Genomic DNA, 25,138 nt, shown 5'->3' with positions numbered 1-25,138 from the left:
CATGTCTCGCCTGCCGATAATCGGCGTCACCGCCTGCTCTTCGCAGATCGGTCTGTATGCTTATCACAGCAGTGGCGACACCTGCGTCAGCGCCGTGGCCGCAGCGGCTCCGGACCTGTCGGTGATCTTCCCGTCCCTGGCGGATCGACCGACCCCGTCCGATATTCTGGACGGTCTCGACGGCACACCCATTACGGTTACTCCATTCAATATAGAACCGATTCACAATAGCGGCTCGGCCTTCGTGCAGGGCACCGCTCGCGATTCTGCACGCCTGTCATGCGCAGAAGTACACACAAGCACGATAGCCTGGCGCAAACTTGCATTTCAACGCGACGCCGATGCGTCAACTACTGCCTGACTCCCAAGAGTCAGGAAACTCAAAGCCTAGAGGCATTTATGAGTAACAACCTCGACCAGCTCACCGATTGGTTGAAAGACCACAAGATCACAGAAGTCGAATGCATGATCGCCGACTTGACCGGGATCACCCGGGGCAAGATCTCGCCGACCAACAAATTCATCGCCGAAAAGGGCATGCGCCTGCCCGAGAGCGTTCTGCTGCAGACCGTGACCGGCGACTATGTCGAAGATGACATCTATTACGAGCTGCTCGACCCGGCCGACATCGACATGATTTGCCGTCCCGACCAGAACGCGGTGTTCCTGGTGCCATGGGCCATCGAACCGACCGCCCAGGTGATCCACGACACCTACGACAAGCAGGGCAACCCGATCGAGCTGTCGCCGCGCAACGTGCTCAAGAAGGTCCTCAAGCTCTATGCCGACCGGGGCTGGCAGCCAATCGTGGCGCCGGAGATGGAGTTCTACCTGACCAAGCGCAGTGACGACCCGGATTATCCGTTGCAGCCACCGGTCGGCCGTTCCGGTCGCCCGGAAATCGGTCGCCAGTCGTTCTCCATCGAGGCGGCGAACGAGTTCGATCCGCTGTTCGAGGACGTCTATGACTGGTGCGAACTGCAGGAACTGGACCTCGACACGCTGATCCACGAGGACGGCACGGCGCAGATGGAGATCAACTTCCGTCACGGCGACGCCCTGTCCCTGGCCGACCAGATCCTGGTGTTCAAGCGCACCATGCGCGAAGCCGCGCTCAAGCACAACGTGGCCGCGACCTTCATGGCCAAGCCGATGACCGGCGAGCCTGGCAGCGCCATGCACCTGCACCAGAGCATCATCGACATGGAGACCGGCAAGAACATCTTCTCCAATGAAGACGGGACCATGAGCCAGCTGTTCCTCAACCACATCGGTGGTTTGCAGAAGCTGATTCCCGAGCTGTTGCCGCTGTTCGCCCCCAACGTCAACTCGTTCCGCCGCTTCCTGCCGGACACCTCGGCGCCGGTGAACGTGGAGTGGGGCGAAGAGAACCGCACCGTGGGCCTGCGGGTGCCGGATGCCGGGCCACAGAACCGTCGCGTGGAAAACCGCCTGCCGGGCGCCGATGCCAACCCGTACCTGGCCATTGCCGCGAGCTTGCTGTGCGGCTACATCGGCATGGTCGAGGGCCTGAACCCGAGCGCGCCGGTGGTGGGCCGTGGTTATGAGCGCCGCAACCTGCGCCTGCCACTGACCATCGAAGACGCGCTCGAGCGCATGGAAAACAGCGCAACCATCGAGCGTTACCTGGGCAAGAATTTCATCACTGGCTACGTCGCGGTCAAGCGGGCCGAGCATGAAAACTTCAAGCGCGTCATCAGTTCGTGGGAACGGGAATTCCTGCTTTTTGCCGTCTGATGCGCCGGGCGCCGCCGTTGTCGGGTGGCGCTCTCACCTGGATTTTTTAGGAGATTGGTATGACCAGCAACAATCCGCAAACCCGTGAATGGCAAACCCTGAGCAATGATCACCACCTGGCTCCGTTCAGCGACTTCAAGCAGCTGAAGGAGAAAGGCCCGCGGATCATCACCAATGCCAAGGGCGTCTACCTGTGGGACAGCGAAGGCAACAAGATCCTCGACGGCATGGCCGGCCTGTGGTGCGTGGCCATCGGTTACGGTCGCGATGAACTGGCCGATGCCGCCAGCAAGCAGATGCGCGAACTGCCGTACTACAACCTGTTCTTCCAGACCGCCCACCCGCCGGTACTGGAGCTGGCCAAGGCCATCGCCGATGTCGCGCCAGAAGGCATGAACCACGTGTTCTTCACCGGTTCCGGCTCTGAAGGCAACGACACCATGCTGCGCATGGTTCGTCACTACTGGGCGATCAAGGGCCAGCCGAAGAAGAAAGTCATCATCAGCCGCAAGAACGGTTATCACGGTTCCACCGTGGCCGGCGCGAGCCTGGGTGGCATGACCTACATGCACGAACAGGGCGACTTGCCGATTCCGGGCATCGTCCACATCGCCCAGCCGTACTGGTTCGCCGAAGGCGGCGACATGACCCCTGAAGAGTTCGGGATCTGGGCGGCCAACCAGCTGGAAGAGAAAATCCTCGAAGTCGGCGTGGACAATGTCGGCGCCTTTATTGCCGAGCCGATCCAGGGCGCTGGCGGTGTGATCATTCCGCCAGACAGCTACTGGCCGCGCATCAAGGAAATCCTCGCCAAGTACGACATCCTGTTCGTGGCGGACGAAGTGATCTGCGGTTTCGGCCGTACCGGCGAGTGGTTCGGCAGCGATTTCTACGACCTCAAGCCAGACATGATGACCATCGCCAAGGGCCTGACCTCCGGCTACATCCCCATGGGTGGCCTGATCGTGCGCGACGAAGTGGTGGACGTGCTCAACGAAGGTGGCGACTTCAACCACGGCTTCACCTATTCCGGGCACCCGGTGGCCGCGGCAGTGGCGCTGGAAAACATCCGCATCATGCGCGATGAAAAAATTATCGAGCGCGTCCACGCTGAAACGGCACCGTATTTGCAGAAACGTTTGCGTGAACTCAACGATCATCCTCTGGTAGGGGAAGTTCGTGGGGTCGGTCTGCTGGGGGCGATCGAACTGGTTCAGGACAAGGCCACTCGCAAGCGCTATGAAGGCAAGGGCGTCGGCATGATCTGCCGGCAGTTCTGCTTCGATAACGGGCTGATCATGCGTGCCGTGGGCGACACCATGATCATCGCGCCACCGCTGGTGATTACGCCTGCGGAAATCGATGAGTTGGTGACCAAGGCGCGCAAGTGCCTGGACCTGACCCTGAGTGCGTTGCAGGCCTAAGTGCTAGGCTCTGGGCGCAAGGCATGAAACTTTCGCCCGGGGCCGTGAGAAAGGCTGGCCTTTCCTTGAAAGACCGCCTCGGATCTTGCCAGACTAGCCGCGGTTCCAGTTGTCCGGGTTCGGCCGCTGAACAAAGTGGTTCAAAAAAGAAAAATTTGGAGCATTACGCATGAAGGCATTAGGAAAAAAGCTTGCTGGCAAGACCCTCCTCGCCATGTCCCTGATGGGCTTGATGGCGGGCGCGGTTCAGGCGGATGACAAAGTTCTGCACGTGTATAACTGGTCCGATTACATCGCCCCGGACACCATTAAAAAGTTCGAAGACGAGTCGGGTATCAAAGTCGTCTATGACGTGTTCGACAGTAACGAAACACTCGAAGCCAAGTTGCTGGCAGGCAAGTCCGGTTACGACATCGTCGTACCGTCGAACAACTTCCTGGCCAAGCAGATCAAGGCCGGCGTTTACCAGAAGCTGGACAAGTCCAAGCTGCCTAACTGGAAGAACCTGAACACTGACCTGCTCAAGGCCGTGTCGGTCAGCGACCCGGGTAACGAACACGCGTTCCCGTACATGTGGGGTTCGATCGGTATCGGCTTCAACGCCGAGAAGGTCAAGGCTGCGCTGGGTGCCGACGCACCGACCAATTCCTGGGATCTGCTGTTCAAACCTGAAAACGCCGCCAAGTTGAAGTCGTGCGGTATCAGTTTCCTCGACTCGCCAACCGAGATGATTCCGGTGGCGTTGCACTACCTGGGCTATCCAACCGACAGCCAGGACAAGAAACAACTGGCCGAAGCCGAAGCGCTGTTCCTGAAAATCCGTCCTTCGGTAGGCTACTTCCACTCGTCCAAGTACATCTCCGACCTGGCCAACGGCAACATCTGCGTGGCCGTGGGTTACTCGGGTGACATCTACCAGGCCAAGTCCCGCGCGGCTGAAGCCGGCGACAAGGTGAAAGTCAGCTACAACATTCCGAAAGAAGGTGCAGGCAGCTTCTACGACATGGTCGCCATCCCTAAAGATGCCGAAAACGTCGAAGGCGCCTACAAGTTCATGACCTTCCTGCAGAAGCCGGAAATCATGGCTGAAATCACCAACGCCGTACGCTTCCCGAACGGTAACGCGGCCGCTACGGCATTGGTTGATAAAGAAATCACTGACGACCCGGGCATTTACCCGCCGGCGGATGTATTGGCCAAGCTGTACGCGATTGCCGACCTGCCGGCCGCGACCCAGCGGATCATGACCCGCAGCTGGACCAAGATCAAATCCGGTAAATAAGGAGTAAGTAAAACCTCTGTAGGAGCGAGCTTGCTCGCGAAAAAAATCGCAACGCCGCGGGGTGTCAGGCACCCAGCGTTATCGTTGACGACCATCGCGAGCAAGCTCGCTCCTACAAGGGTCTTCATAAAGTTTGCTGGAACGGTTTTTCGAGGGTAAGTTGCGCGCCGGTTTAGTTGCCAGGCAGCCATGGCTGTCATGTAACACGGGGCAACTTGAGCCCAACTCATTTTAGAGGACCTCCACTTGCCTATTTTTTCTTTGTTGCGCAATGCCATGTTGATCGGCGCCGGACTGACACTCGCTGCCAGTGTCCAGGCTGCCGGTACCGTGCATATTTATAACTGGTCGGATTACATCGGCGAGACCACCCTGGCCGACTTCCAGAAAGCCACCGGAATCAAACCGGTGTATGACGTATTCGATTCCAACGAAACCCTGGAAGGCAAGTTGCTGGCCGGGCGCACCGGTTACGACGTGGTAGTGCCGTCCAACCACTTCCTCGGCAAGCAGATCAAGGCCGGGGCATTCCAGAAGCTCGACAAGTCGCAGTTGCCGGATTATTCGAACCTCGACCCGGTGCTGCTCAAGCGCCTGGAGCAAAACGATCCGGGTAACCTGTACGCCGTGCCGTACCTGTGGGGCACCAATGGCATCGGTTACAACCCCGAAAAGATCAAGGCTGCGCTGGGCGTCGACAAGATCGACTCCTGGGCCGCGGTTTTCGAGCCGGAGAACATCAAGAAGCTGCAAAGCTGCGGCGTGGCGTTCCTCGATTCTGCCGACGAAATGATGCCCACGGTCCTCAACTACCTGGGCCTGGATCCCAACAGCACCAACCCCGAAGACTACAAAAAGGCTGAAGCCAAGTTGCTGGCGGTGCGGCCTTACGTGACCTACTTCCACTCCTCCAAATACATCGCGGACCTGGCCAACGGCGATATCTGCGTGGCGATCGGTTTCTCCGGCGACATGTTCCAGGCCCGCAACCGCGCGGCCGAAGCCAAGAAAGGCGTGGACATCGTCTATTCGATTCCCAAGGAAGGCGGCGCGCTGTGGTTCGACATGCTGGCGATTCCCAAGGACGCCGCCAACGTCAAGGAAGCCCACGCGTTCATCAACTATCTGTTGAAACCTGAGGTGATCGCTCAAGTCAGTGACTATGTCGGCTACGCCAACCCTAACCCGGCGTCGGACAAACTGATGGAACAGTCGATTCGCACCGACGAATCGGTTTATCCACCGCAATCGGTCCTCGACAAGACCTACGTGTCCATCGAACTGCCGCCAAACATTCAACGTTTGATGACCCGCAGCTGGACCAAGGTCAAGTCGGGCAAATAGCTTCAAGGCTCAAACTATCCAAGGTTGGCTCACCTTGAGCGAACTGCACTCTTTTTTTCTGGGAGTTTCGTAAATGGCTGTTGCCTCCGGCGCCTATAAGAAAGCCCTCGAGGGCGACCAGTCACCTAAACAGGTGCTGGTCAAAATCGACCGGGTCACGAAGAAGTTCGACGAGACGATTGCCGTGGACGATGTGTCCCTGGAAATCAAGAAAGGCGAGATCTTCGCCTTGCTCGGCGGTTCGGGATCGGGCAAATCCACTTTGCTGCGCATGCTCGCCGGCTTCGAACGACCGACTGAGGGGCGCATTTTCCTCGATGGCGTAGACATCACGGACATGCCGCCGTACGAGCGGCCGATCAACATGATGTTCCAGTCCTACGCCCTGTTCCCGCACATGACCGTGGCGCAGAACATCGCCTTCGGCCTCAAGCAGGACAAGCTGCCGTCTGCGGAAATCGATGCCCGCGTGGCCGACATGCTCAAGCTGGTGCAGATGAGCCAGTACGCCAAGCGCAAGCCGCATCAGTTGTCCGGTGGCCAGCGCCAGCGTGTGGCCCTGGCCCGTTCCCTGGCCAAGCGGCCGAAGCTGCTGTTGCTCGACGAACCGATGGGCGCGCTGGATAAAAAACTGCGTTCGCAAATGCAGCTGGAGCTGGTGGAGATCATCGAGCGCGTCGGCGTAACCTGCGTCATGGTGACCCACGACCAGGAAGAGGCCATGACCATGGCCGAGCGCATCGCGATCATGCACCTGGGCTGGATCGCCCAGATCGGCAGCCCGATCGACATCTACGAAACCCCGACCAGCCGCCTGGTCTGCGAATTCATCGGCAACGTCAACATCTTCGACGGTGAAGTGATCGACGATGCCGAAGGCCACGCGATCATCACCTGCAAGGACCTCGACCGGAAGATCTACGTCGGCCACGGCATCAGCACCTCGGTGCAGGACAAGGCCGTGACCTACGCGATCCGTCCGGAAAAACTGCTCGTCACCCCGACCATGCCGACCTGCGAATACAACTGGTCCAGCGGCAAGGTCCACGACATCGCCTACCTGGGCGGCCACTCGGTGTTCTACGTCGAGCTGCCGAGCGGCAAGATCGTCCAGTCGTTCGTCGCCAACGCCGAGCGCCGTGGCCAGCGGCCGACCTGGGGTGATCAGGTCTACGTGTACTGGGAAGACGATAGCGGCGTGGTACTTCGCTCATGAACATGCGCAAATTCAAACGCCGCCTCAATCGAATAATTCCCGGTGGCCGCCAGCTGGTCATCGGGGTTCCCTTCATCTGGCTGTTCCTGTTCTTCATGTTGCCGTTCTTCATCGTCCTGAAGATCAGCTTCGCCGAAGCCGATGTGGCCATTCCGCCGTACACCGAGATCTACAGCTACGCCGAACAGAAACTGCAGGTGCTGCTGAACCTGGGCAACTACGCGATGCTCGGCGACGACGAGTTGTACATCGCCGCCTACCTCGGCTCGTTGAAGATGGCGCTGATCAGCACCATCCTCTGCCTGCTGATCGGCTACCCGATGGCCTACGCCATCGCCAGTGCCCGCAAAGAGCTGCAAACAGTGCTGGTGCTGCTGATCATGATGCCGACCTGGACCGCGATCCTGATCCGCGTGTATGCGTGGATGGGCATCCTCAGCAACAACGGCCTGCTCAACGGTTTCCTGATGACCATGGGCTGGATCGACGAGCCGCTGCAGATCCTCAACACCAACCTCGCCGTGTACATCGGTGTGGTTTATTCCTATCTGCCGTTCATGATCCTGCCGCTGTACGCCAACCTGGTGAAGCACGACAACAGCCTGCTGGAAGCCGCGTCCGACCTCGGTTCGAGCACCTTCAACAGCTTCTGGAAGATCACCATTCCGCTGTCCAAGAACGGCATCATCGCCGGCTGCATGCTGGTGTTCATCCCGGTCGTGGGTGAGTTCGTGATCCCGGAACTGCTCGGCGGTCCGGAGACCCTGATGATCGGTAAAGTGCTCTGGCAAGAGTTCTTCAACAACCGTGACTGGCCGGTGGCGTCCGCCCTGGCGGTGGTGATGCTGGCGATCCTGATCGTGCCGATCATCCTGTTCAACCGTAGCCAAGCCAAAGAGATGGAGGGCAAGGAATGAAGCGCTTCCGTTTCTCGAGTTTCATGCTGGTAGCGGGATTGCTGTTCATCTACGCGCCGATGCTGATCTTGGTGATCTACTCGTTCAACGCCTCGAAACTGGTGACGGTGTGGGGCGGCTGGTCGATCAAGTGGTACGTCGGCCTGATGGACAACACCCAACTGATGGGCTCGGTGCTGCGCTCGCTGGAAATCGCCTGCTACACGGCGATTGCGGCGGTGGCGCTGGGTACGCTGGCGGCCTTCGTGCTGACCCGGATCACCCACTTCAAGGGTCGCACCCTGTTCGGTGGCCTGGTCACCGCGCCGCTGGTGATGCCCGAAGTGATCACCGGTCTGTCGCTGTTGCTGCTGTTCGTGGCCATGGCGCAGATGATTGGCTGGCCACAGGAACGTGGCATCGTCACCATCTGGATCGCCCACACCACGTTCTGTGCGGCGTATGTGGCGGTGGTGGTGTCGGCGCGCTTGCGTGAGCTGGACCTGTCCATCGAAGAAGCAGCGATGGACCTGGGAGCACGGCCGTGGAAGGTGTTCTTCCTGATCACCATCCCGATGATCGCGCCATCCCTGGGCGCCGGCGGCATGATGTCGTTTGCCCTGTCGCTGGATGACCTGGTGCTGGCGAGCTTCGTGTCGGGCCCGGGTTCCACCACCTTGCCGATGGAAGTGTTCTCGGCGGTACGCCTGGGTGTGAAACCTGAAATCAACGCCGTGGCCAGCCTGATTCTGCTGGCGGTGTCGCTGATGACCTTCCTGGTCTGGTTCTTCAGCCGTCGCGCCGAAGAAGCGCGCAAGCGTGCGATCCAGCAAGCCATCGAAGAAAGCGCCGCCGATTCGTGGAAGCAACCGGACGTGCGTCGCGCGCAGCCGGAAGCGGCTTGAGCCTGATGTCGGGTTGACCACAATCTTGCGGCCAACCCGTACCTCTCTGTAGGAGCCGGCTTGCTGGCGATGGTGTATCAGTCACATTGATTTCGACTGACACTCCATCGCCAGCAAGCCGGCTCCTACAGGGGGGCTATGCATTCCAAGGGGATTTGCGGATGACCTCGACAAAGTTCATCGGCTTGAACCCCGGCTCCTGATCCATCAATACATCGGTCTTCACATTGCCAAACGTGGTCTGCGGACGATGGCGCAAGCCGTCGGCAAAGGCGCAGATGATGCACTCCTTGAACCCCTCACCCCGTGGATGCGCATGCACCACCGCTTCACGCTGCACGGTGGAAAACGCCGCGTAGTCCATGCCCAGCACGTCCATTTCAACACCAGCGGTTACCAGCGCCACGTTTGGCCGCAGGTGTTGCGGCACACCCGGCGTGGTGTGCAGGGCGATCGACAGCCAGACCTGCTCGATGTCGTCATCGCTGAACCCGTAGGGCTTGAGAAACGCGGCCGCCGCATTGGCGCCGTCGACTTCGAAGCGCTCGTTGTCGCTGCGATAACCTTCCACCAGGCCCAGGTCATGGAACATCGCGCCCACGTACAAAAGCTCCGGGTTGTAGGCCAGTTGCTTGCGCTCGCCGCTCAGCGCACCGAACAGGAACACCCGGCGCGAGTGGTGGTAGAGCAGGTCGGACTCGATGTCGCGGATGTATTCGGTGGTGGCTTTGGCCAAGGCGCTGTCGGGGATCTTGATGCCGGCGATGGTGGTGCTCATGGGCTTTTCCTCAAGGTAGACGCCGAAGCGGCGCTGAGGGTTAAAGTCTGTTCGCGGACTGAAAACGGGACAATCGATCCATGGCTGCGATCCTTGCCAATGAGCGTGCATATCGCGCCAAGCTCGCTTGTTTGGTGTGGTGTGGTTTGGCTAGGGTGGGTGTGATCTCTTTCAAATTTGAAGGTGTATTTGAACCATGCAGAAAACCGTCGCCATCGTGGTCTTCGCCGGCGTCCAATCCCTGGACGTCACCGGCCCCATGGATGTGTTTTCCGAAGCCAACCGGTTCCTCGCCCCCGAGGATCACTACCGGCTCGAGGTCATTGGCGTGGAACGCGGGGTGATGGCGTGTTCCAACGGTTTGGCGCTGAACGCCCACCGGCATTTCAGCGAAGCGCTGGCGTCCTATGACCTGCTGCTGGTGGCCGGTGGACCGCAATTGCCCTTCATGACCTTCGGCACTGCGTTCGATGCCTGGCTTCGCGATGCCTGCGCGCGGGCGCAGCGTTTTGGCTCGATCTGCAACGGTGCGTTCATGCTTGCCCGGGCGGGATTGCTGGAAGGGCGGACGGTGACCACCCATTGGGGCGATGCCGCTGCGTTGGCTGAGTTGTGTCCGACGACTCAGGTCGAAGCCGATCGGCTTTACGTCCAGGACGGCGAGCTGTTCACCTCGGCCGGGGTGACGGCCGGGATCGATCTGTCGCTGTATCTGCTGGGGCGCGATCACGGGCCGGACGTGGCCTTGAGCGTGGCAAAACGATTGGTGGTGTTCACTCAGCGCTCGGGTGGGCAATCACAGTTCAGCCCGTTCCTTACGCCTCATGCTGAGCCGACCTCCGCCGTGGCGATGGTTCAGCATTACGTGTTGGCGAACCTGACGGGCGACCTGACCATCGCCGACCTGGCCAATGCCGCCAACATGAGTGCCCGCAACTTTTCCCGGGTGTTTGCCAAAGAAGCGAAGATCACCCCGGCCGAGTTTGTCGAGCGGGCGCGGGTGGATGCTGCGCGGGTGCTGCTGGAAAGCACCCACGCACCGCTCAAGACCGTGGCCTATCAATGCGGATTCCGCGATGCCCAGCACATGCGCAGCGTGTTCAACCGCAGGCTGGGGGTGACACCGCAGCAGTTCAGGCAGAATTTTGCGGCGGTGGTTTGAGGTATGAATTTGTGTGTTCTTGAGGACGCCTTCGCGAGCAAGCCCGCTCCCACATTGGAATGCAATTCAACTGTGGGAGCGGGCTTGCTCGCGAAGAGGCCAGTCCAGCCAATACAAATCTACTGAGCGCTACGCGCCGGCAACAGCTTCAAGGTACTGCGCGTATTCGCCGTCACCTCTTCATCATTGAGATGCGCCTGGAAATACATCCCCTCGATATACGCCTCGGCCTGATCGTCAAAGTGCCTGTCGAACAGCACGCCGCTCTGGCCGACCGGGTTGACCGTCAGGCTGTGGGCCGGGTCGGCGAAGTCGATCAGGCGTCGGGTCGATGGGCCGTAGGTCACCGGCCACGGCGCCGGGCCGATCTTGGCCGAGAGATTGTTCGGCACTTCATGGGTGCCGGGAGCCGCGAACGGGCCGACATTGAACAGCCGGTCCAGCGGCTTTTGCTGCCCCAGCGGATGACCATGGGTGAGTGTGTGCGCCTTGCCCCATTGCCATTGCGAGAAATCGCCACCCAGCGTGGCCTTGAGGTGGGCGATGCTGGCCTGCCAGGCAACCTTGACGGTATCGGCGCGGGTTTCCTTGGCGGGGGTATTGCGGTTGTCCCACCAGGGTGAGTCTGCCGTGGCCGCCAGGCGCGGCAGCGCGGCATCGATCACCCGGGTTGAGAGCAGCGTTTCGAAGAAATCATTGCCCAATTCATCGCGCATCGCCGCGTCAGTAAGGTTGAACAGCAACTGGTTGAACAGCGTGGCACTGGTGGAGTCCAGCGGGTAGTCACCCTGCCACTGGGACAGCTGTTCCACCAGCTTGAGCTCTGCAGGATCGCTGACCACTTCGCGCAGCGTCGGCAGCAGGGGCGCCAACAGGCGCGGGCCGTAGGCGGTGGTGGTGCCCAGTTGCAGCGCCTGACTGTTTTCCAGGTCCCACTTGATGGTCTTGTCGCTGAGCTGGCGATTGAGTTGCTGGCCGCGATCGGCGAGGTTGTAGTAACCGGGGATCTCCATCCCCGTCGACGACAGCGGCTGGAAATTGGCCGAGACGATATAGCCCCGGGCCGGGTTCTCTTCCTGCGGGTTGGCGCTGAACGGGTAGAAGCCGTCCTTTTCGGCATCCGAGGTGCTGCCATCGAGGATGAACCACGGCTTCACTCCGGCAGGTCGCTTGGGCAGTTGCGCCGCGGCCCACCAGCCGATGTCGCCCTTGGCGTTGGCCCAGACGATGTTCAGGCCGGGCGCCTGGACCTTCGCAGACGCGCTACGGGCCTTGGCCAGGGTGTCGGCGCGGTTGAGCTGGTAGAAGCCTTCGATGATCGGGTTCTGGCTTTCGAGAAACCCCCACCACATGGCGATCGGCGTCTTGCCGCCGGCCTTGCCCAGCGCATCGTTGACGATCGGACCGTGGGGTGACTGGCGCAGCGTCAGGGTCACAGGTGCCTGGCCCTTGACCGCGATCTGCTGCTCGCTGCTGACCATGTCCACCCACTTGCCGCGGTACCAGACCTGGTTGGGATTGTCCGGATTGACCTTTTCGGCGATCAGGTCGAGGTCATCGTTCTGGAACATGGTGATGCTCCAGCCGAAGTCGCGGTTCATGCCCAGGGACGCGAATGGCATCAAGGCCTGGTAATGGCCATAGAGCTCGAAGCCCGGCGCCGAGAGCTGCGCTTCGTACCACACCGACGGCGCGGAAAAGCGGATGTGCGGGTCACCGGCCAGCAGCGGCTTGCCACTTTTGGTGTGGTTGCCGGAAACCACCCAGGCATTGCTGCCTTCGAATTGTGGCAGGCCATTGTCGGCCAGGGCCTGTTCGCTCAGGCGGGCAAGGGCGTTGAGGTCTTTCCAGTCGGCGCTGGCCAGAGGTGAGGGGGCTTTGTTGTGTTGGTTTGCCAGCACGCCCTTGGGCTGCCAGTCGAGATCGAAGACGCTCAGGTAGTCGCCACCCAATTGATCGCGCACGTAGGTCAGCAGCGGTTCGGTGCGAAACGCCGCGGCAAAACTGTAGGCCATGTAACCGGCGATGCTGATGGTGTCCTGCGCGGTGAACGGGCGCTTGGCGATGCCCAGCACATCGAACTCTATCGGTTTGGCGTGGCCGTCCTGGTACTGGTTGATGCCGTCCAAGTAGGCCTGCAGGGCAAGAAAGGCGGGCGATTGCTTATCCATGTTCGCCAGGTAGGTTTCGGCGCGTTCGCGAATGCGCAGGCTGCGCATGAGCTTGTCGGTGTCGAGCAGTTTCGGCCCGAGTACCTCGGCCAGTTCGCCACGGGCCAGGCGTCGCAGGACCTCCATCTGGAACAGCCGATCCTGGGCGTGGACGTAGCCGAGGGCGCGGTACAGGTCGGTTTCGTTGTCGGCACGGATGTGCGGGATGCCGCGCTCGTCATAACGCACGGTGACCGAACCTTGCAGGTGCTGCAGTTCCACCATGCCCTGGCGTGACGGCTGCTTGCTGTAGACATACCAGCCGCCGCCAGCGGCGAGCGCGACGATCAGCAAACCGAGCGCGGTCAGGCTACGTTTCATGGTGACTCCTTGTATTGTTATCGGTGACAGCATTCCCTGGCGAGACTGTTTAACACGACAGGCCTGTTTTGGCCCATCGCCCGTAGGAGGGATTCTCGTCGGCTGTCTGCGTTACTGCGTAGGGGTGACAGGCCAGGGGCAGTAACACCCCACGGCCAGTGTGTGGGTGGCATTCACTTCGCGGCCCTGGTTCAGCGCTTGCAGGATCGGTTCGATAAAACTGTTGCTGGAGTTGCAGGTCAGGCCTTCGCTGTAGGGCCCGAAGTACGCCAGTTTGCCGGCGCGATCCCATATCGCCACGGCGGGGCTGGCGGGGATCTGTTCGGAGCCGGGCAGGACGCTGATGGGTTTCAAGGTGTTCAAGGTGCCTGGCAACTGGCCGTGGCTGCCTGGTTTTTGCACGGCATAAAACTCCACGCCCTGGGGCTCATAGAGTTCAACCAGTTCGCTGAGGTGTTGCTGGTTGCCGACGTTGCATGGGCAGGCTGGGTCCCAGAAGTGCACGAGTCGGATGGCACCGGGGCCGGCGAGGTTGTCGGGCAGGCGCAACGGATCACCGGAGAACATCGCCGTATGCTCGCTGAATGCCCGCAGGTAGCGCCCCTGAAACCAGTCGTAGGCGGCCCACAGCACTGCGGCGCACACGAGGGCAAGCAGGCTGGCGAGCAGGGCGGCGCGATAGGGCGAGCGCATGGGTTCACTCCTTGAAGGTCGACTAGCTTGCCATGCTTGCCGCGACAGATGAATATCGCAGGTCCATAAAGTCCGTTTCGCGCTCTGGAATGCCCATGTCAGTGACCTTCGACCCCGATCATCTGCGCGCCAGCCTGCGGCCGTTGGCGCAGGGGCTGCCCTTGTCTGCGGAGGCGCAGGCTTATCAACGGTTTTATGGGCTGGATTTTTCGTCGCGCAATGTCCGCAGCGGCCTGGGGTGTTTCAAGGTCGATGGTTATGAGGTGGTCAGCCAGGTCTGGTGGCCAGAGCAGGTGAAGGCGACGCTGTTTGTCTTTCACGGTTTCTACGACCACACCGGTCTCTACCGGCATGTGATCGAGTGGGCGCTGGAGCAGGGCTTCGCCGTGATTGCCTGCGATTTGCCGGGCCATGGGCTGTCCAGTGGCGAGCGGGCGAGCATCAAGGATTTCGCCGAGTATCAGGACACCCTGCAAGGATTGTTCGCCGAGGCGTTGTCCATCGGCCTGCCGCAACCGTGGCACCTGTGCGGGCAAAGCACGGGGGGCGCGATCGTGGTCGATCATGTGCTCAATGCCGGGGCGAGCAGCCCGGCCCAGGGCCAGGTGATCCTGTTGGCGCCGCTGGTGCGGCCACGGGCGTGGGGCTGGTCGCAAGTGAGTTATTACCTGCTCAGGCCTTTCGTCAAAGCCATTGCCCGGCGCTTCAGCGAGAATTCCGGCGACCCGGCCTTCCTGCCGTTCCTGCAAGCCGACCCGTTGCAGCCGCTACGCCTGCCGACGGCGTGGGTGGGAGCGTTGGCGCGCTGGATCAAGCGCGTCGAAGCGGCACCGCCCAGCGCGCGCCGGCCGCTGATTGTGCAGGGGCAGGCGGACATGACCGTGGATTGGCAGCACAACCTTGAAGTGCTGCGGGGCAAGTTCGACCGGCCGCAGGTATTGCTGCTGCCAGAGGCGCGGCATCATCTGGCAAATGAAACGCTGGTGTTGCGTGGGGAGTATTTCGGTTTTTTGAGCAAGCGGATCAAGGGGCGCAATCTGTAGCGATTGTCAGGGCCTCATCGCCAGCAGGCTGGCTCCCACAATGGATCTGCATGCACCGGCCCCTGTGGGAGCTAGCCTGCTGGCGATAGCGATCTAACTATCGCCAACAATCACTGGCTGAGATTGGAACTGCTTTGCCCCACCGCCAACCCCGCCCGAATCGCCGCCAGCGCCGCCTGGTAATACGCCTTGCCTTCCGCCGACTCGGCAAAGGTGGCGAACTCTTCCAGCTCCTCATCGGACAGGTCGCGATAGACGTACAGCAGCGTATTGTTCAGGTCGCTGCCGATCTGCTCCATCAAGCGCTGACGCTGCCCGTTCAACATGCCTTGGGCCTGTCCTGCACCGAGCAGCCCCGGAATCATCGAACTGAGGCTGTCGGCCGCGACACCGGCAATCGCCAGGCTGACTTCCGCACCGGCCTCGCGTGCAGGCAGGGCCTGGGCCAGGTGTCCGATGATCAACAGGCGGCTATCGCTGGCCTGCATCTTGGGCAAGCCCTTGGCGTTTTTCGCCAGTTGATCGCGGCGGGTGGCGAGCAATTCGGCGGCGACGATCTTCTTGCCAAGGGGCGATTGAAAGAACGCCAGGGCCGGTTTCGGATCGGCGAGGTTCTTGCGCAATTGCGCTTCGGCACGCTGGTCCACGGCCTTGGGGTCGAAACGTTGATTGCTGTTGGCGACCAACGCCTGGAACACCGCAGGTGGCAGGCTGCTCTGGTAGCGCTGTTGGGCGGCCGAGAGGGCGTCGTTGAAATGCGCGCGTTGTTCTGGCCAGCCGGCGACCTTGTACAGTTGGTCGTGGCCGTCTGCCCAGGCGGGCATCACACAGAGCATCAGCAGGGAGAAAAGCAAACGGCGCATAGGGACTCCTGTCAGCAGGCGACTATTCTCCGTGTGGCATAGAGTCTTGTCGAGAATTCGTATCAACCCGCTGCGTGGCTCTGTCGGATTTCCAGGCGCAGGAATACTATGCGCGCCATGCAAATACCTTCTGATCACCCGCTGCTGTTACGAATCGTCGACGACCTGGCCGCCAGCGGTTGGTCGCAGCAGAATATTTTCCTGTCTCAGGATCTGACCCGAGCGCTGGCGGCCGAGTGCCGTAAACGTGCCGCCGAGGGTGAGCTGGCCCCGGCCGCCGTGGGGCGAGGCCCGTCGTCGGAGATCCGCGAGGGGATTCGCGGTGATCATATCCAGTGGATCGAGCCAGGCCAGGCCGAGGTCTGCGACAGCTATCTGGGCTTGATGGACAGCCTGCGCGAGGCGCTGAACCGTGGCCTGTTCCTGGGCCTGGAGGATTTCGAGAGCCATTTTGCGATGTATCCACCCGGTGCGTTCTACCTCAAGCACGTCGACCGTTTTCGTGACGACGACCGACGCATGGTGTCGGCGGTGGTCTACCTCAATGACGCCTGGCTTCCGGAGCATGGGGGGCAGCTGCGTATGTACCTGAACGATGCTGAGCAATACGATGTGGTACCCGTCGGTGGATGCCTGGTGGTGTTCCTGTCGGGGGAGGTCCCCCATGAAGTCCTGCCTGCGAACCGCGAGCGCCTGTCGTTGACCGGCTGGTTCCGGCGTCGAGGCAACGAGCCGTTCTGATCATGCAGAAAATACTGGTAAGCCGCTGCCTGCTGGGTCACCGCGTACGTTACGACGGCGGGGCCAGCGGGCCGTTCGATCAGCTTCAGGCGTGGCTCGACGAAGGTCGGGTCGTGCCGTTGTGTCCGGAAGTCGCCGGTGGCCTGCCAACGCCCCGTGCGGCGGCGGAGATTCCGGGCGGGCAGGGCGGTGAAGTGTTGGATGGCCAGGCGTCGGTGATCACCGCCGAGGGCGAGGACGTCAGCGCGCAGTTTCTGTCGGGGGCTTATCAGGCGCTGGAGTTGGTGCAACGGCATGGCATCCGTATTGCCGTGCTCAAGGCCAACAGCCCCTCGTGCGGCAACCTGCTCACCTATGACGGGACGTTCAGTGGGGTGAAAGTCACTGGCGAAGGTGTCACGGCGGCGCTGCTCAGGCGCCATGGCGTCCAGGTTTTCAGCGAGCTGGAGTTGGCCGAAGCAGCTGAATCCTTGGCAGCACTCGACTAACTACCAACACAGGACCAATGTGGGAGCGGGCTTGCTCGCGAAGGCGTAGTGTCAGCCGACAATCATATCGCCTGACACACCGCTTTCGCGAGCAAGCCCGCTCCCACAGGGTTATTCGGCGAATTCAGGGCTTGGGTGCCGCCCCCGATTCCGCCCCAAACCATTTCTCCTCCAGCGCTTGCAGGCGGCCATCGGCCTTGATCCGCTGCAACGCGCTTTCCAGGCTGGCGTGAAACGCCGGGTTACCCTTCTGGAACGGAATCGCCAGGCTCACGGCCGGGTTGGCTTTGGGCTTTTCTTCCGTCAGCGACTGCACCAGCAGGATCGATTGCGGCTCGTCCTTCTGCGCGATCAATTGCGCATTGGTCTTGATGTAAGGTTCGCTGAAATCGAAACGATCCTTGAGCGCCGAGGTCTCTGCAATGTGATTGATGGCGACGTCGTACTTGCCGCTTTCCACGCCGGTCAGCAGGTCACTGGCGTCAGTGACGACAAAGTCGGCGCGCACATCCAGTTCGCTGGCCAGCATTTGACCCAATTCGACTTCGAAGCCCGTCAGGCTGCCGTCTTTCTTGAAATTGAAGGGCGGTGTATTAGCCTCAAGGGCAATGCGCAATTCACCGCGGTCGTTCACGTCATCAATCAGCTCGGCATGAGCCAACGGGCTCAAAAGGGGTAGCAGGCAGATCAGGCCAGGCAGAAAACGCATGGTCACTCCTTTGAAATCATTATCGCGACGCTCTGGATCAGGCTCGCTTTGCTATGGTTGTCGAGTGCCTTCGACAACGATTGACCATGAAGTTGTGATGGTCACGGAAATTTTACGGAAAAACTGGAGAAGAGAATGAAAACCTTTATGTCACGTGCTGCTTTCGCTGGCCTGTTGATGGGCGTTTCAGTGTTGGCCAGTGCCGCAACGCCAGCGCCCAAGGGCGCTGAAGTGTCCATCGTTTCTCCGGCAGACGGTGCAACGGTCCCGCAGACTGTCGTGGTCAAGTTCGCCGTCAAGGACATTGCGCTGGCGCCAGCGGGTGATGTCACCAAGAACACCGGTCACCACCACCTGCTGATCGATGTCGATGAACTGCCGGCCGCCGGCCAGCCGATCCCCAACGATGCCAACCACCTGCACTTCGGCAAGGCGCAGACCCAGGCTGAAGTAAAGCTGACGCCAGGCAAGCATACCTTGCAGCTGGAGCTGGGCGACAGCGGCCACATGCCGTTCGATCCGCCGATCGTATCGGAGAAGATTACCGTCAATGTGAAATAAAAAAAGGGAGCCCGCTTCGCTGGGGCTCCCTTTTTTTATAGCGGCAAGCTTTAAGCTTCAAGTAAAAGCAGAGACGAACGCCACTTGCCGCTTGAAGCTTGCCGCTTGTAGCTGCTCTTAGAACAACACCCGACTACGGATGGTGCCGTTGACGTGTTGCAGCTTCTGTTGCGCCAGGTCCGAGTACTCGGCGTCTACGTCGATGACCACGTAGCCGACTTTCTCGTTGGTCTGCAGGAACTGACCGGAGATGTTGATGCCGTTTTCGGCGAAGACCTTGTTGATCTCGCTCATCACACCCGGGATGTTCTCGTGGATGTGCAGCAGGCGGTGCTTGCCAGGGTGAGCCGGCAGGGCCACTTCCGGGAAGTTCACCGACGATACCGAAGTACCGTTGTCGCTGTACTTGACCAGCTTCTCAGCCACTTCCAGACCGATGTTGGCCTGCGCCTCGGCGGTGGAACCACCGATGTGCGGGGTCAGGATCACGTTGTCCAGGCCACGCAGCGGGCTTTCGAACTCTTCGTCGTTGGAGCGTGGCTCCACCGGGAACACGTCGATGGCCGCGCCGATCAGGTGCTTGTCCTTGATCGCGTCCGCCAGGGCGTCCAGTTCGACCACGGTGCCGCGTGCGGCGTTGATCAGGATGCCGCCCTTCTTGATGGCGCGGATTTCCTTCTCGCCGATCATCCACTGGGTCGCAGCGGTTTCCGGTACGTGCAGGGTCACGATGTCGGACATGCCCAGCAGTTCGTGCAGGTTGCCGACCTGGGTGGCGTTACCCAGTGGCAGCTTGGTCACGGTGTCGTAGAAGTACACCTGCATGCCCAGGCCTTCGGCCAGGACCGACAGTTGGGTACCGATCGAGCCGTAGCCGACGATGCCCAGCTTCTTGCCGCGGATCTCGAAGGAGTTGGCCGCGCTCTTGATCCAGCCGCCACGGTGGCAGGAAGCGTTCTTCTCAGGGATACCGCGCAGCAACAGGATCGCTTCGGCCAGCACCAGTTCGGCAACGGAACGGGTGTTGGAGTACGGCGCGTTGAACACGGCGATACCGCGTTCGCGGGCAGCGCTCAGGTCGACCTGGTTGGTGCCGATGCAGAAACACCCTACCGCCACCAGCTTCTTCGCGTGATCGAAGATCTCTTCGGTCAGTTGAGTGCGCGAGCGAATGCCGATGAAGTGAGCATCAGCGATCTTTTCCTTGAGCTGGGCTTCCGGCAGAGAACCTGTGAGGTACTCGATGCTGGTGTAGCCCGCCGCCTTGAGGACGTCGACAGCCGATTGGTGGACGCCTTCGAGAAGAAGGAACTTGATCTTGCTCTTATCGAGAGAAGTCTTGCTCATCTGCGTAAACCTGTATCCCGGAGAAAAATGGCAGGAAATGGTCAACAGACGCTGACCCGGACGACAAGAATGCCGTCGCCGCAGAACAGCCGTTGGGCACTATGCTGCGGGGTCGGTATGCTAGCATATGCACCCCGCTAAACACTCATTCCTGCGACGTGAAGCGTTCTCAGGATGACCATGAATTGTTCGAGAGTTCTGTCGATGACCAATCCTGCCCTGATTGATGAGCTGAAGACCCTGGTTGAGCCTGGCAAGGTGTTGACCGACGCCGACTCCCTGAATGCTTACGGTAAGGATTGGACCAAGCATTTCGCTCCTGCCCCGACCGCCATCGTGTTCCCCAAGACCACCGAGCAGGTCCAGGCCATTGTCCTGTGGGCCAATAAACACAAGGTGGCGCTGGTGCCGTCCGGTGGTCGTACCGGCTTGTCTGCCGCTGCCGTCGCAGCCAATGGCGAAGTCGTCGTGTCGTTCGACTACATGAACCAGATCCTCGACGTGAACCTGACCGACCGCACCGCCGTGTGCCAGCCTGGCGTGGTTACCGAGCATCTGCAGAACGTGGCCGAAGAAAAAGGCCTGTACTACCCGGTGGACTTCGCCTCGGCAGGTTCCAGCCAGATTGGCGGCAATATTGGCACCAATGCCGGCGGGATCAAGGTAATTCGCTACGGCATGACCCGTAACTGGGTGGCGGGCATGAAAGTCGTCACCGGCAAGGGCGACGTGCTGGAGTTGAACCGCGACCTGATCAAGAACGCCACCGGCTACGACATGCGCCAGCTGTTCATCGGTGCAGAAGGCACCCTCGGTTTCGTGGTCGAAGCGACCATGCGCCTGGATCGCGCGCCGAAAAACCTGACTGCCATGGTCTTGGGTACTGCCGATTTCGATTCGATCATGCCGGTGCTGCACGCGTTCCAGAGCAAGCTGGACCTGACCGCTTTCGAATTCTTCTCCGACAAGGCCCTGGCCAAGGTCATGGGCCGTGGTGACGTGCCGGCGCCGTTCGAAACCGACTGCCCGTTCTATGCGCTGCTGGAATTCGAAGCGACCACCGAGGAAGTGGCCAACCACGCCCTGGAAACATTCGAGCACTGCGTCGAGCAGGGCTGGGTGCTGGACGGCGTGATGAGCCAGAGCGAAACCCAGCTGCAGAATCTGTGGAAACTGCGCGAATACATTTCCGAAACCATTTCCCACTGGACGCCGTACAAGAACGACATTTCGGTCACTGTTTCGAAAGTCCCGGCGTTCCTCAAGGAAATCGACGCGATCGTCGGCGAACACTACCCGGACTTCGAAATCGTCTGGTTCGGCCACATCGGCGATGGCAACCTGCACCTGAACATCCTCAAGCCGGATAACCTGAGCAAGGACGAGTTCTTCGCCAAGTGCGCCACCGTCAACAAGTGGGTGTTCGAAACCGTCGAGAAGTATAACGGTTCGATTTCCGCCGAACACGGCGTGGGTATGACCAAGCGCGATTACTTGACCTACAGCCGTTCGCCAGTCGAAATCGAGTACATGAAAGCCGTCAAGGCGGTGTTCGACCCGAACGGCATCATGAACCCGGGCAAGATTTTTGCTGTTTGATTTTCGAACTTAAGTGCAACGAAGCAGGAGTCGGTAATGAGCTATCAGCACCAGTATGTCGACGGAACGCGTATTCACTTCCCGCTGGGGAAAGTGGTGTGCATTGGCCGTAACTACGCCGAACACGCCAAGGAACTGGACAATCCGGTACCGACCGAGCCGCTGCTGTTCATCAAGCCCGGCAGTTGTGTGGTGCCGCTGGAAGGCGGTTTCAGCATTCCGACCGAGCGTGGCTCGGTGCACTACGAAGCGGAAATCGCGGTGCTGATCGGCAAGCCCTTGTCGACCAAACCCAGCGTTGAAGAAGTGCTCGACGCCATTTCCGGCTTCGCCCCGGCCCTGGACCTGACCCTGCGCGACAAGCAGGCCGAGCTGAAATCCAAGGGCCTGCCCTGGGAAATCGCCAAGTCCTTCGACGGTGCGGCGGTGATTGCGCCGTTCGTCTCCGGCGGCACCTTCGCCGACCTGACCGACATTGGCATTCGCCTGACCATCAATGGCGAAGTGCGCCAGGACGGCAACAGCAGCGCGATGCTCAACCCGATCGTGCCGATGATCCAGCACATGGCCGGCTGCTTCTCGCTGCAGGCCGGTGACGTGATCCTCACCGGTACGCCAGTGGGTGTTGGCCCGCTGAATGTCGGTGACGAGATCGTCCTGGAACTGCCGGGCGCCAGCAGCTTCACCAGCAGCGTTCGCTAAGCAACGCAAAACCCTTGTAGGAGCTGGCTTGCCAGCGAAGGGGCCCTTACATTCAACATCTATGTTGGCTGTTATAGCGCTATCGCTGGCAAGCCAGCTCCTACAGGGGGGTGCGGTTGTGCTATTACCCCAAGCCTGAATTTCTGGAACGCATGCCCTGATGGCCACTCAACCGCTCTCGTCGCTCAAACCTGCCCGTCGCTCGCGCTTTGCCCTGCGTTGGTATTCCTGGCTGTTGCTGTTGGTCGCCGCCGCCTATGGCCTGGCGTTTGCCATGCATTGGGATGACCGTGGCGTGCTCTGGCTGCAGGAGCGTTTTGAAAGCCCGGCCGAGCGCCAGGACAGTGTCTGGCTGCCGGACTACCATGCGGTGATCGACGCCAAGCCACTGCCGGGCATGGAAAAGGACGAAGCGTCGGACGTCACCTACGATGCCCAGACCAAAACCCTGTTTTCGGTGATGGGTAAAAATCCGTTCCTGGTCGAGTTGTCGCTGCAAGGCGATGTGCTGCGCAAAATGCCATTGGTAGGCTGGAGCAATCCTGAAGGGGTGACGGCCCTGGGCAACGGGATGCTGGCCATTGTCGATGAACGTGACCACCAGGTGATCCTCGTCAAGGTCGACGCCGACACTCGCGAGCTGAACATCGCTGATTATCCGAAGTACGACCTCGGCCCTTCGAAAGACCAGAACAAGGCCTTCGAGGCTGTCACCTGGGATGCGCGCAATCAGCAATTGCTGTTGGGTGAAGAACGTCCGCCCGCGCTGTTCACCTGGAAAGGCGACGGCAAGACACTCACCGGTGACAAGCAAAAGCTTGCCAGCGATGAGCTGGACATCCGCAACCTGTCTGCCCTGGCCATCGATCCACGGACCGGCCACACCCTGGTGTTGTCTGCTGACTCGCACCTGTTGCTGGAGCTGGACGAGAAAGGCGAGCAGGTCAGCTTCATGACCTTGCTGGCTGGCTTCAACGGCCTGAAGAAGACCATTCCGCGGGCCGAAGGCGTGACCATGGACGAGGCCGGCACGATTTACATCGTGAGTGAGCCAAACCTGTTTTATCGCTTGGAAAAACAGAAGTAATCGCCTTTACCTGTAGGTATTTTTGCCGCTGGTTGTAGGATCAGGCCAATGGCCATTAAGCTTCAGTTCAGCCAGGCGTGATATTTCATCCGCCTGTTCTGAATCCCGAGCCCACCTGAATGCGTCGATTAGCCCGCCCCAAACCCCTGCTTTTGCTCCTGTCGGTGATTGCCCTGAGCGTATTGATCGCGGTCGGCCAGTACCTGCGCCTGTTCGAGCGCGGCTGGTTCAACCTGCACACGCTCTGGCAGCCGACGAACAGCCAGTCCATTGGCCTGGACCAGTATCGGGTGGTGTTGGAGGGGCAGGTCATTGAAGGGCTGGACGACGATGTGTCAGCGTTGACCTTCGATCCGGTGCGCAAAAGCCTGTTCACCGTCACCAACCAAAACTCCGAATTGATCGAGCTGTCCCTCGACGGCAAGATTCTGCGCCGCATCGCGATGGTCGGCTTTGGTGATCCTGAGGCCGTTGAATTCATCAGCGCCGACACCTACGTGATCACGGACGAGCGCCAGCAACGGTTGATCAAGATTCATCTTGAGCATGACACCACCTTCCTCGACGCCGCGGACGCGGAGCAGATGACCCTCGGTGTGCACATGAGCGGCAACAAGGGTTTCGAGGGGCTGGCTTATGATTCGGTGGGCAAACGGCTGTTCGTGGCCAAGGAGCGCGACCCGATGCTGATCTACGAAGTGCACGGATTTCCGCATTTCAATCCGGAAAAATCCTACGCAGTGCATGTGGTCAACAATCCCAAGCGCGACGCCGGGATGTTTGTGCGAGATCTGTCGAGCCTGCAATACGACGAGCGCAGCGGGCACTTGCTGGCGTTGTCCGACGAGTCGCGACTGATTCTGGAGCTGGATGTGGACGGTCGGCCGCTGAGCACCATGTCGCTGAACAAGGGGCGTCAGGGTCTGCAAAAGACCGTGCCGCAAGCGGAAGGGATCGCCATGGATGACGACGGTACGATGTACCTGGTGAGTGAGCCGAACTTGTTTTACGTGTTCAAGAAGCCTGCACAACCCTGAAGCTGAAACACGCACCCTGTAGGAGCTGGCTTGCCAGCGAAGAGGCCATGACATTCAACATCTTCGTTGGATGTAACGCCGCCATCGCTGGCAAGCCAGCTCCTACAGGGGTTGTGCGTGTTCTTATTGGGCGCGCAGGGTTTTTACGCCTTCGCTCGTGCCCAGCAACAGCAGATCCGCCGGACGTGCCGCGAACAAGCCGTTGGTGACCACGCCGACGATCGCATTGATCTGCGATTCCAGCTCGACCGGGTTGGTGATCTCCAGGTTGAACACGTCGAGAATGATGTTGCCGTTGTCGGTCAGCACGCCTTCACGGTAGACCGGGTCGCCGCCGAGTTTCACCAGCTGGCGGGCCACATGGCTGCGGGCCATCGGGATCACTTCTACAGGCAGCGGGAACGCGCCCAGGACCGGCACCAGCTTGCTGGCGTCGGCGATGCAGATGAAGGTCTTGGCCACGGCCGCGACGATTTTCTCGCGGGTCAGGGCCGCGCCGCCGCCCTTGATCAGGTTCAGGTGCTCGTCGCTCTCGTCGGCGCCGTCGACGTAGAACTCCAGGTCGCTGACCGTATTGAGCTCGTACACCGGAATGCCGTGGCCCTTGAGGCGTGCCGCGGTGGCTTCGGAGCTGGCGACCGCGCCGTCGAATGCACCTTTGTGCTGGGCCAGGGCGTCGATGAAGCAGTTGGCGGTGGAGCCGGTGCCGACCCCGACGATGCTCTTGTCATCGAGTTTCGGGAGGATGAAGTCGACGGCGGCCTGGGCTACGGCCTGTTTGAGTTGATCCTGGGTCATGCGGGCTCCGAAGTGCCGAAGAGGGAACGAAAGGCCGGCATTATAGGCTTCGGGGCCGGGAAGGTCATTGCCCGATTGGCGGGTCGGTCTCCCGGGTTACTGTAGGCGCTAGCTTGCTCGCGATGGTCGTGAACGAAAACGCGTAAAAACAGGTGTCCAGCGGCGTCATTGCGT

At 60.4% G+C, this 25,138-nt stretch carries 23 protein-coding genes and 1 pseudogene; 17 read left to right on the top strand and 7 right to left on the bottom strand.

Features of this window, described 5'->3' with window-relative positions:
- Nucleotide 1: 1 nt before the first annotated feature.
- From ACM6I6_RS25650 to ACM6I6_RS25615, 8 genes and pseudogenes are all read left to right on the top strand, one after another.
- Nucleotides 2-274, top strand: a pseudogene (locus ACM6I6_RS25650) (gamma-glutamyl-gamma-aminobutyrate hydrolase family protein); the annotation flags it as partial.
- 125 nt (nt 275-399) lie between these two features.
- Complete coding sequence (locus ACM6I6_RS25645) at nt 400-1,758, top strand: glutamine synthetase family protein (protein ID WP_274073625.1); 1,359 nt, start codon at nt 400-402, stop codon at nt 1,756-1,758.
- A 59-nt stretch (nt 1,759-1,817) separates the two neighbouring features.
- Entirely contained in the window at nt 1,818-3,182 is a 1,365-nt protein-coding gene (locus ACM6I6_RS25640) for an aspartate aminotransferase family protein (RefSeq protein ID WP_274073624.1), read from the top strand.
- A 169-nt stretch (nt 3,183-3,351) separates the two neighbouring features.
- Nucleotides 3,352-4,464 carry a polyamine ABC transporter substrate-binding protein gene (locus ACM6I6_RS25635; RefSeq protein WP_274073623.1) on the top strand — a complete coding sequence of 371 codons (1,113 nt, stop codon included), beginning with the start codon at nt 3,352-3,354 and terminating at the stop codon, nt 4,462-4,464.
- A gap of 246 nt (nt 4,465-4,710) precedes the next feature.
- Entirely contained in the window at nt 4,711-5,808 is a 1,098-nt protein-coding gene (locus tag ACM6I6_RS25630; RefSeq protein WP_274073622.1) for a polyamine ABC transporter substrate-binding protein, read from the top strand.
- A 73-nt stretch (nt 5,809-5,881) separates the two neighbouring features.
- Nucleotides 5,882-7,024, top strand: coding sequence for an ABC transporter ATP-binding protein (locus tag ACM6I6_RS25625; protein WP_274073621.1), 1,143 nt, complete (start codon nt 5,882-5,884; stop codon nt 7,022-7,024).
- A 35-nt stretch (nt 7,025-7,059) separates the two neighbouring features.
- On the top strand, nt 7,060-7,941 hold the full coding sequence (locus ACM6I6_RS25620) for an ABC transporter permease subunit (protein ID WP_274073867.1): 882 nt from the start codon (nt 7,060-7,062) through the stop codon (nt 7,939-7,941).
- Nucleotides 7,938-8,825 (top strand): ABC transporter permease subunit, encoded by an 888-nt coding sequence (locus tag ACM6I6_RS25615; protein ID WP_323607225.1) that lies wholly within the window; start codon nt 7,938-7,940, stop codon nt 8,823-8,825. The genes ACM6I6_RS25620 and ACM6I6_RS25615 overlap by 4 nt, the downstream gene beginning before the upstream one ends.
- Nucleotides 8,826-8,961: 136 nt before the next feature.
- Here the strand turns inward: ACM6I6_RS25615 and ACM6I6_RS25610 are convergent, their stop codons facing one another.
- A complete protein-coding gene (locus tag ACM6I6_RS25610; protein ID WP_323607226.1) occupies nt 8,962-9,603 on the bottom strand; it encodes an HD domain-containing protein in 642 nt (213 codons plus the stop codon).
- Nucleotides 9,604-9,799: 196 nt separating this feature from the next.
- Between ACM6I6_RS25610 and ACM6I6_RS25605 the strand changes: the two genes are divergently transcribed.
- A complete protein-coding gene (locus ACM6I6_RS25605) occupies nt 9,800-10,765 on the top strand; it encodes a GlxA family transcriptional regulator (RefSeq protein ID WP_414920883.1) in 966 nt (321 codons plus the stop codon).
- 119 nt (nt 10,766-10,884) lie between these two features.
- Here the strand turns inward: ACM6I6_RS25605 and ACM6I6_RS25600 are convergent, their stop codons facing one another.
- The gene (locus ACM6I6_RS25600) at nt 10,885-13,296 is read right to left on the bottom strand and encodes a penicillin acylase family protein (protein ID WP_414920882.1); all 2,412 of its coding nucleotides are present in this window, start codon (nt 13,294-13,296) and stop codon (nt 10,885-10,887) included.
- Between the two features lie 111 nt (nt 13,297-13,407).
- A complete protein-coding gene (locus ACM6I6_RS25595) occupies nt 13,408-13,989 on the bottom strand; it encodes a DUF6436 domain-containing protein (protein ID WP_323606653.1) in 582 nt (193 codons plus the stop codon).
- Between the two features lie 95 nt (nt 13,990-14,084).
- Between ACM6I6_RS25595 and ACM6I6_RS25590 the strand changes: the two genes are divergently transcribed.
- A complete protein-coding gene (locus ACM6I6_RS25590) occupies nt 14,085-15,032 on the top strand; it encodes an alpha/beta hydrolase (RefSeq protein ID WP_414920881.1) in 948 nt (315 codons plus the stop codon).
- A gap of 110 nt (nt 15,033-15,142) precedes the next feature.
- Here the strand turns inward: ACM6I6_RS25590 and ACM6I6_RS25585 are convergent, their stop codons facing one another.
- Entirely contained in the window at nt 15,143-15,895 is a 753-nt protein-coding gene (locus tag ACM6I6_RS25585) for a DUF2059 domain-containing protein (protein WP_414920880.1), read from the bottom strand.
- Nucleotides 15,896-16,003: 108 nt separating this feature from the next.
- On the opposite strand from ACM6I6_RS25585, the gene ACM6I6_RS25580 reads away from it, so the two are divergent.
- Together ACM6I6_RS25580 and ACM6I6_RS25575 are read left to right on the top strand one after the other, a co-directional pair.
- Complete coding sequence (locus ACM6I6_RS25580; RefSeq protein WP_274073613.1) at nt 16,004-16,636, top strand: 2OG-Fe(II) oxygenase; 633 nt, start codon at nt 16,004-16,006, stop codon at nt 16,634-16,636.
- Between the two features lie 2 nt (nt 16,637-16,638).
- Nucleotides 16,639-17,124: a DUF523 domain-containing protein gene (locus tag ACM6I6_RS25575; RefSeq protein ID WP_414920879.1), complete on the top strand. Its 486-nt coding sequence runs from the start codon at nt 16,639-16,641 to the stop codon at nt 17,122-17,124.
- Nucleotides 17,125-17,248: 124 nt separating this feature from the next.
- On the opposite strand, the gene ACM6I6_RS25570 is transcribed toward ACM6I6_RS25575, so the two are convergent.
- Complete coding sequence (locus ACM6I6_RS25570; protein ID WP_274073611.1) at nt 17,249-17,833, bottom strand: transporter substrate-binding domain-containing protein; 585 nt, start codon at nt 17,831-17,833, stop codon at nt 17,249-17,251.
- A gap of 135 nt (nt 17,834-17,968) precedes the next feature.
- Here ACM6I6_RS25570 and ACM6I6_RS25565 point away from each other — a divergent pair, with 135 nt between their 5' ends.
- Nucleotides 17,969-18,394 (top strand): DUF4399 domain-containing protein, encoded by a 426-nt coding sequence (locus tag ACM6I6_RS25565; RefSeq protein ID WP_274073610.1) that lies wholly within the window; start codon nt 17,969-17,971, stop codon nt 18,392-18,394.
- 117 nt (nt 18,395-18,511) lie between these two features.
- Here ACM6I6_RS25565 and serA read toward each other — a convergent pair whose 3' ends face one another.
- Nucleotides 18,512-19,741: a phosphoglycerate dehydrogenase gene (gene serA / locus ACM6I6_RS25560; protein WP_020797315.1), complete on the bottom strand. Its 1,230-nt coding sequence runs from the start codon at nt 19,739-19,741 to the stop codon at nt 18,512-18,514.
- A 204-nt stretch (nt 19,742-19,945) separates the two neighbouring features.
- Here serA and ACM6I6_RS25555 point away from each other — a divergent pair, with 204 nt between their 5' ends.
- The 4 genes from ACM6I6_RS25555 (at nt 19,946) to ACM6I6_RS25540 (ending at nt 24,166) form a co-directional block, all read left to right on the top strand.
- Nucleotides 19,946-21,340, top strand: a complete 1,395-nt coding sequence (locus ACM6I6_RS25555; RefSeq protein ID WP_060543975.1) for an FAD-binding oxidoreductase — start codon at nt 19,946-19,948, stop codon at nt 21,338-21,340.
- Nucleotides 21,341-21,376: 36 nt separating this feature from the next.
- Nucleotides 21,377-22,042, top strand: coding sequence for a fumarylacetoacetate hydrolase family protein (locus ACM6I6_RS25550; RefSeq protein ID WP_160386172.1), 666 nt, complete (start codon nt 21,377-21,379; stop codon nt 22,040-22,042).
- Nucleotides 22,043-22,202: 160 nt separating this feature from the next.
- The gene (locus ACM6I6_RS25545) at nt 22,203-23,129 is read left to right on the top strand and encodes an SdiA-regulated domain-containing protein (RefSeq protein WP_274073608.1); all 927 of its coding nucleotides are present in this window, start codon (nt 22,203-22,205) and stop codon (nt 23,127-23,129) included.
- 119 nt (nt 23,130-23,248) lie between these two features.
- Nucleotides 23,249-24,166 (top strand): SdiA-regulated domain-containing protein, encoded by a 918-nt coding sequence (locus ACM6I6_RS25540; protein ID WP_274073607.1) that lies wholly within the window; start codon nt 23,249-23,251, stop codon nt 24,164-24,166.
- Between the two features lie 123 nt (nt 24,167-24,289).
- Here the strand turns inward: ACM6I6_RS25540 and rpiA are convergent, their stop codons facing one another.
- Nucleotides 24,290-24,964 (bottom strand): ribose-5-phosphate isomerase RpiA, encoded by a 675-nt coding sequence (gene rpiA, locus ACM6I6_RS25535; RefSeq protein WP_046818391.1) that lies wholly within the window; start codon nt 24,962-24,964, stop codon nt 24,290-24,292.
- Nucleotides 24,965-25,138 lie beyond the last annotated feature (174 nt).

The organism is Pseudomonas sp. IT-P218 (genome assembly GCF_949767605.1).
GTDB lineage: Bacteria > Pseudomonadota > Gammaproteobacteria > Pseudomonadales > Pseudomonadaceae > Aquipseudomonas > Aquipseudomonas putida_AE.
The sequence above is the reverse complement of the archived record's forward strand: the minus strand, read 5'-3'. Positions and strand labels throughout refer to the sequence as shown.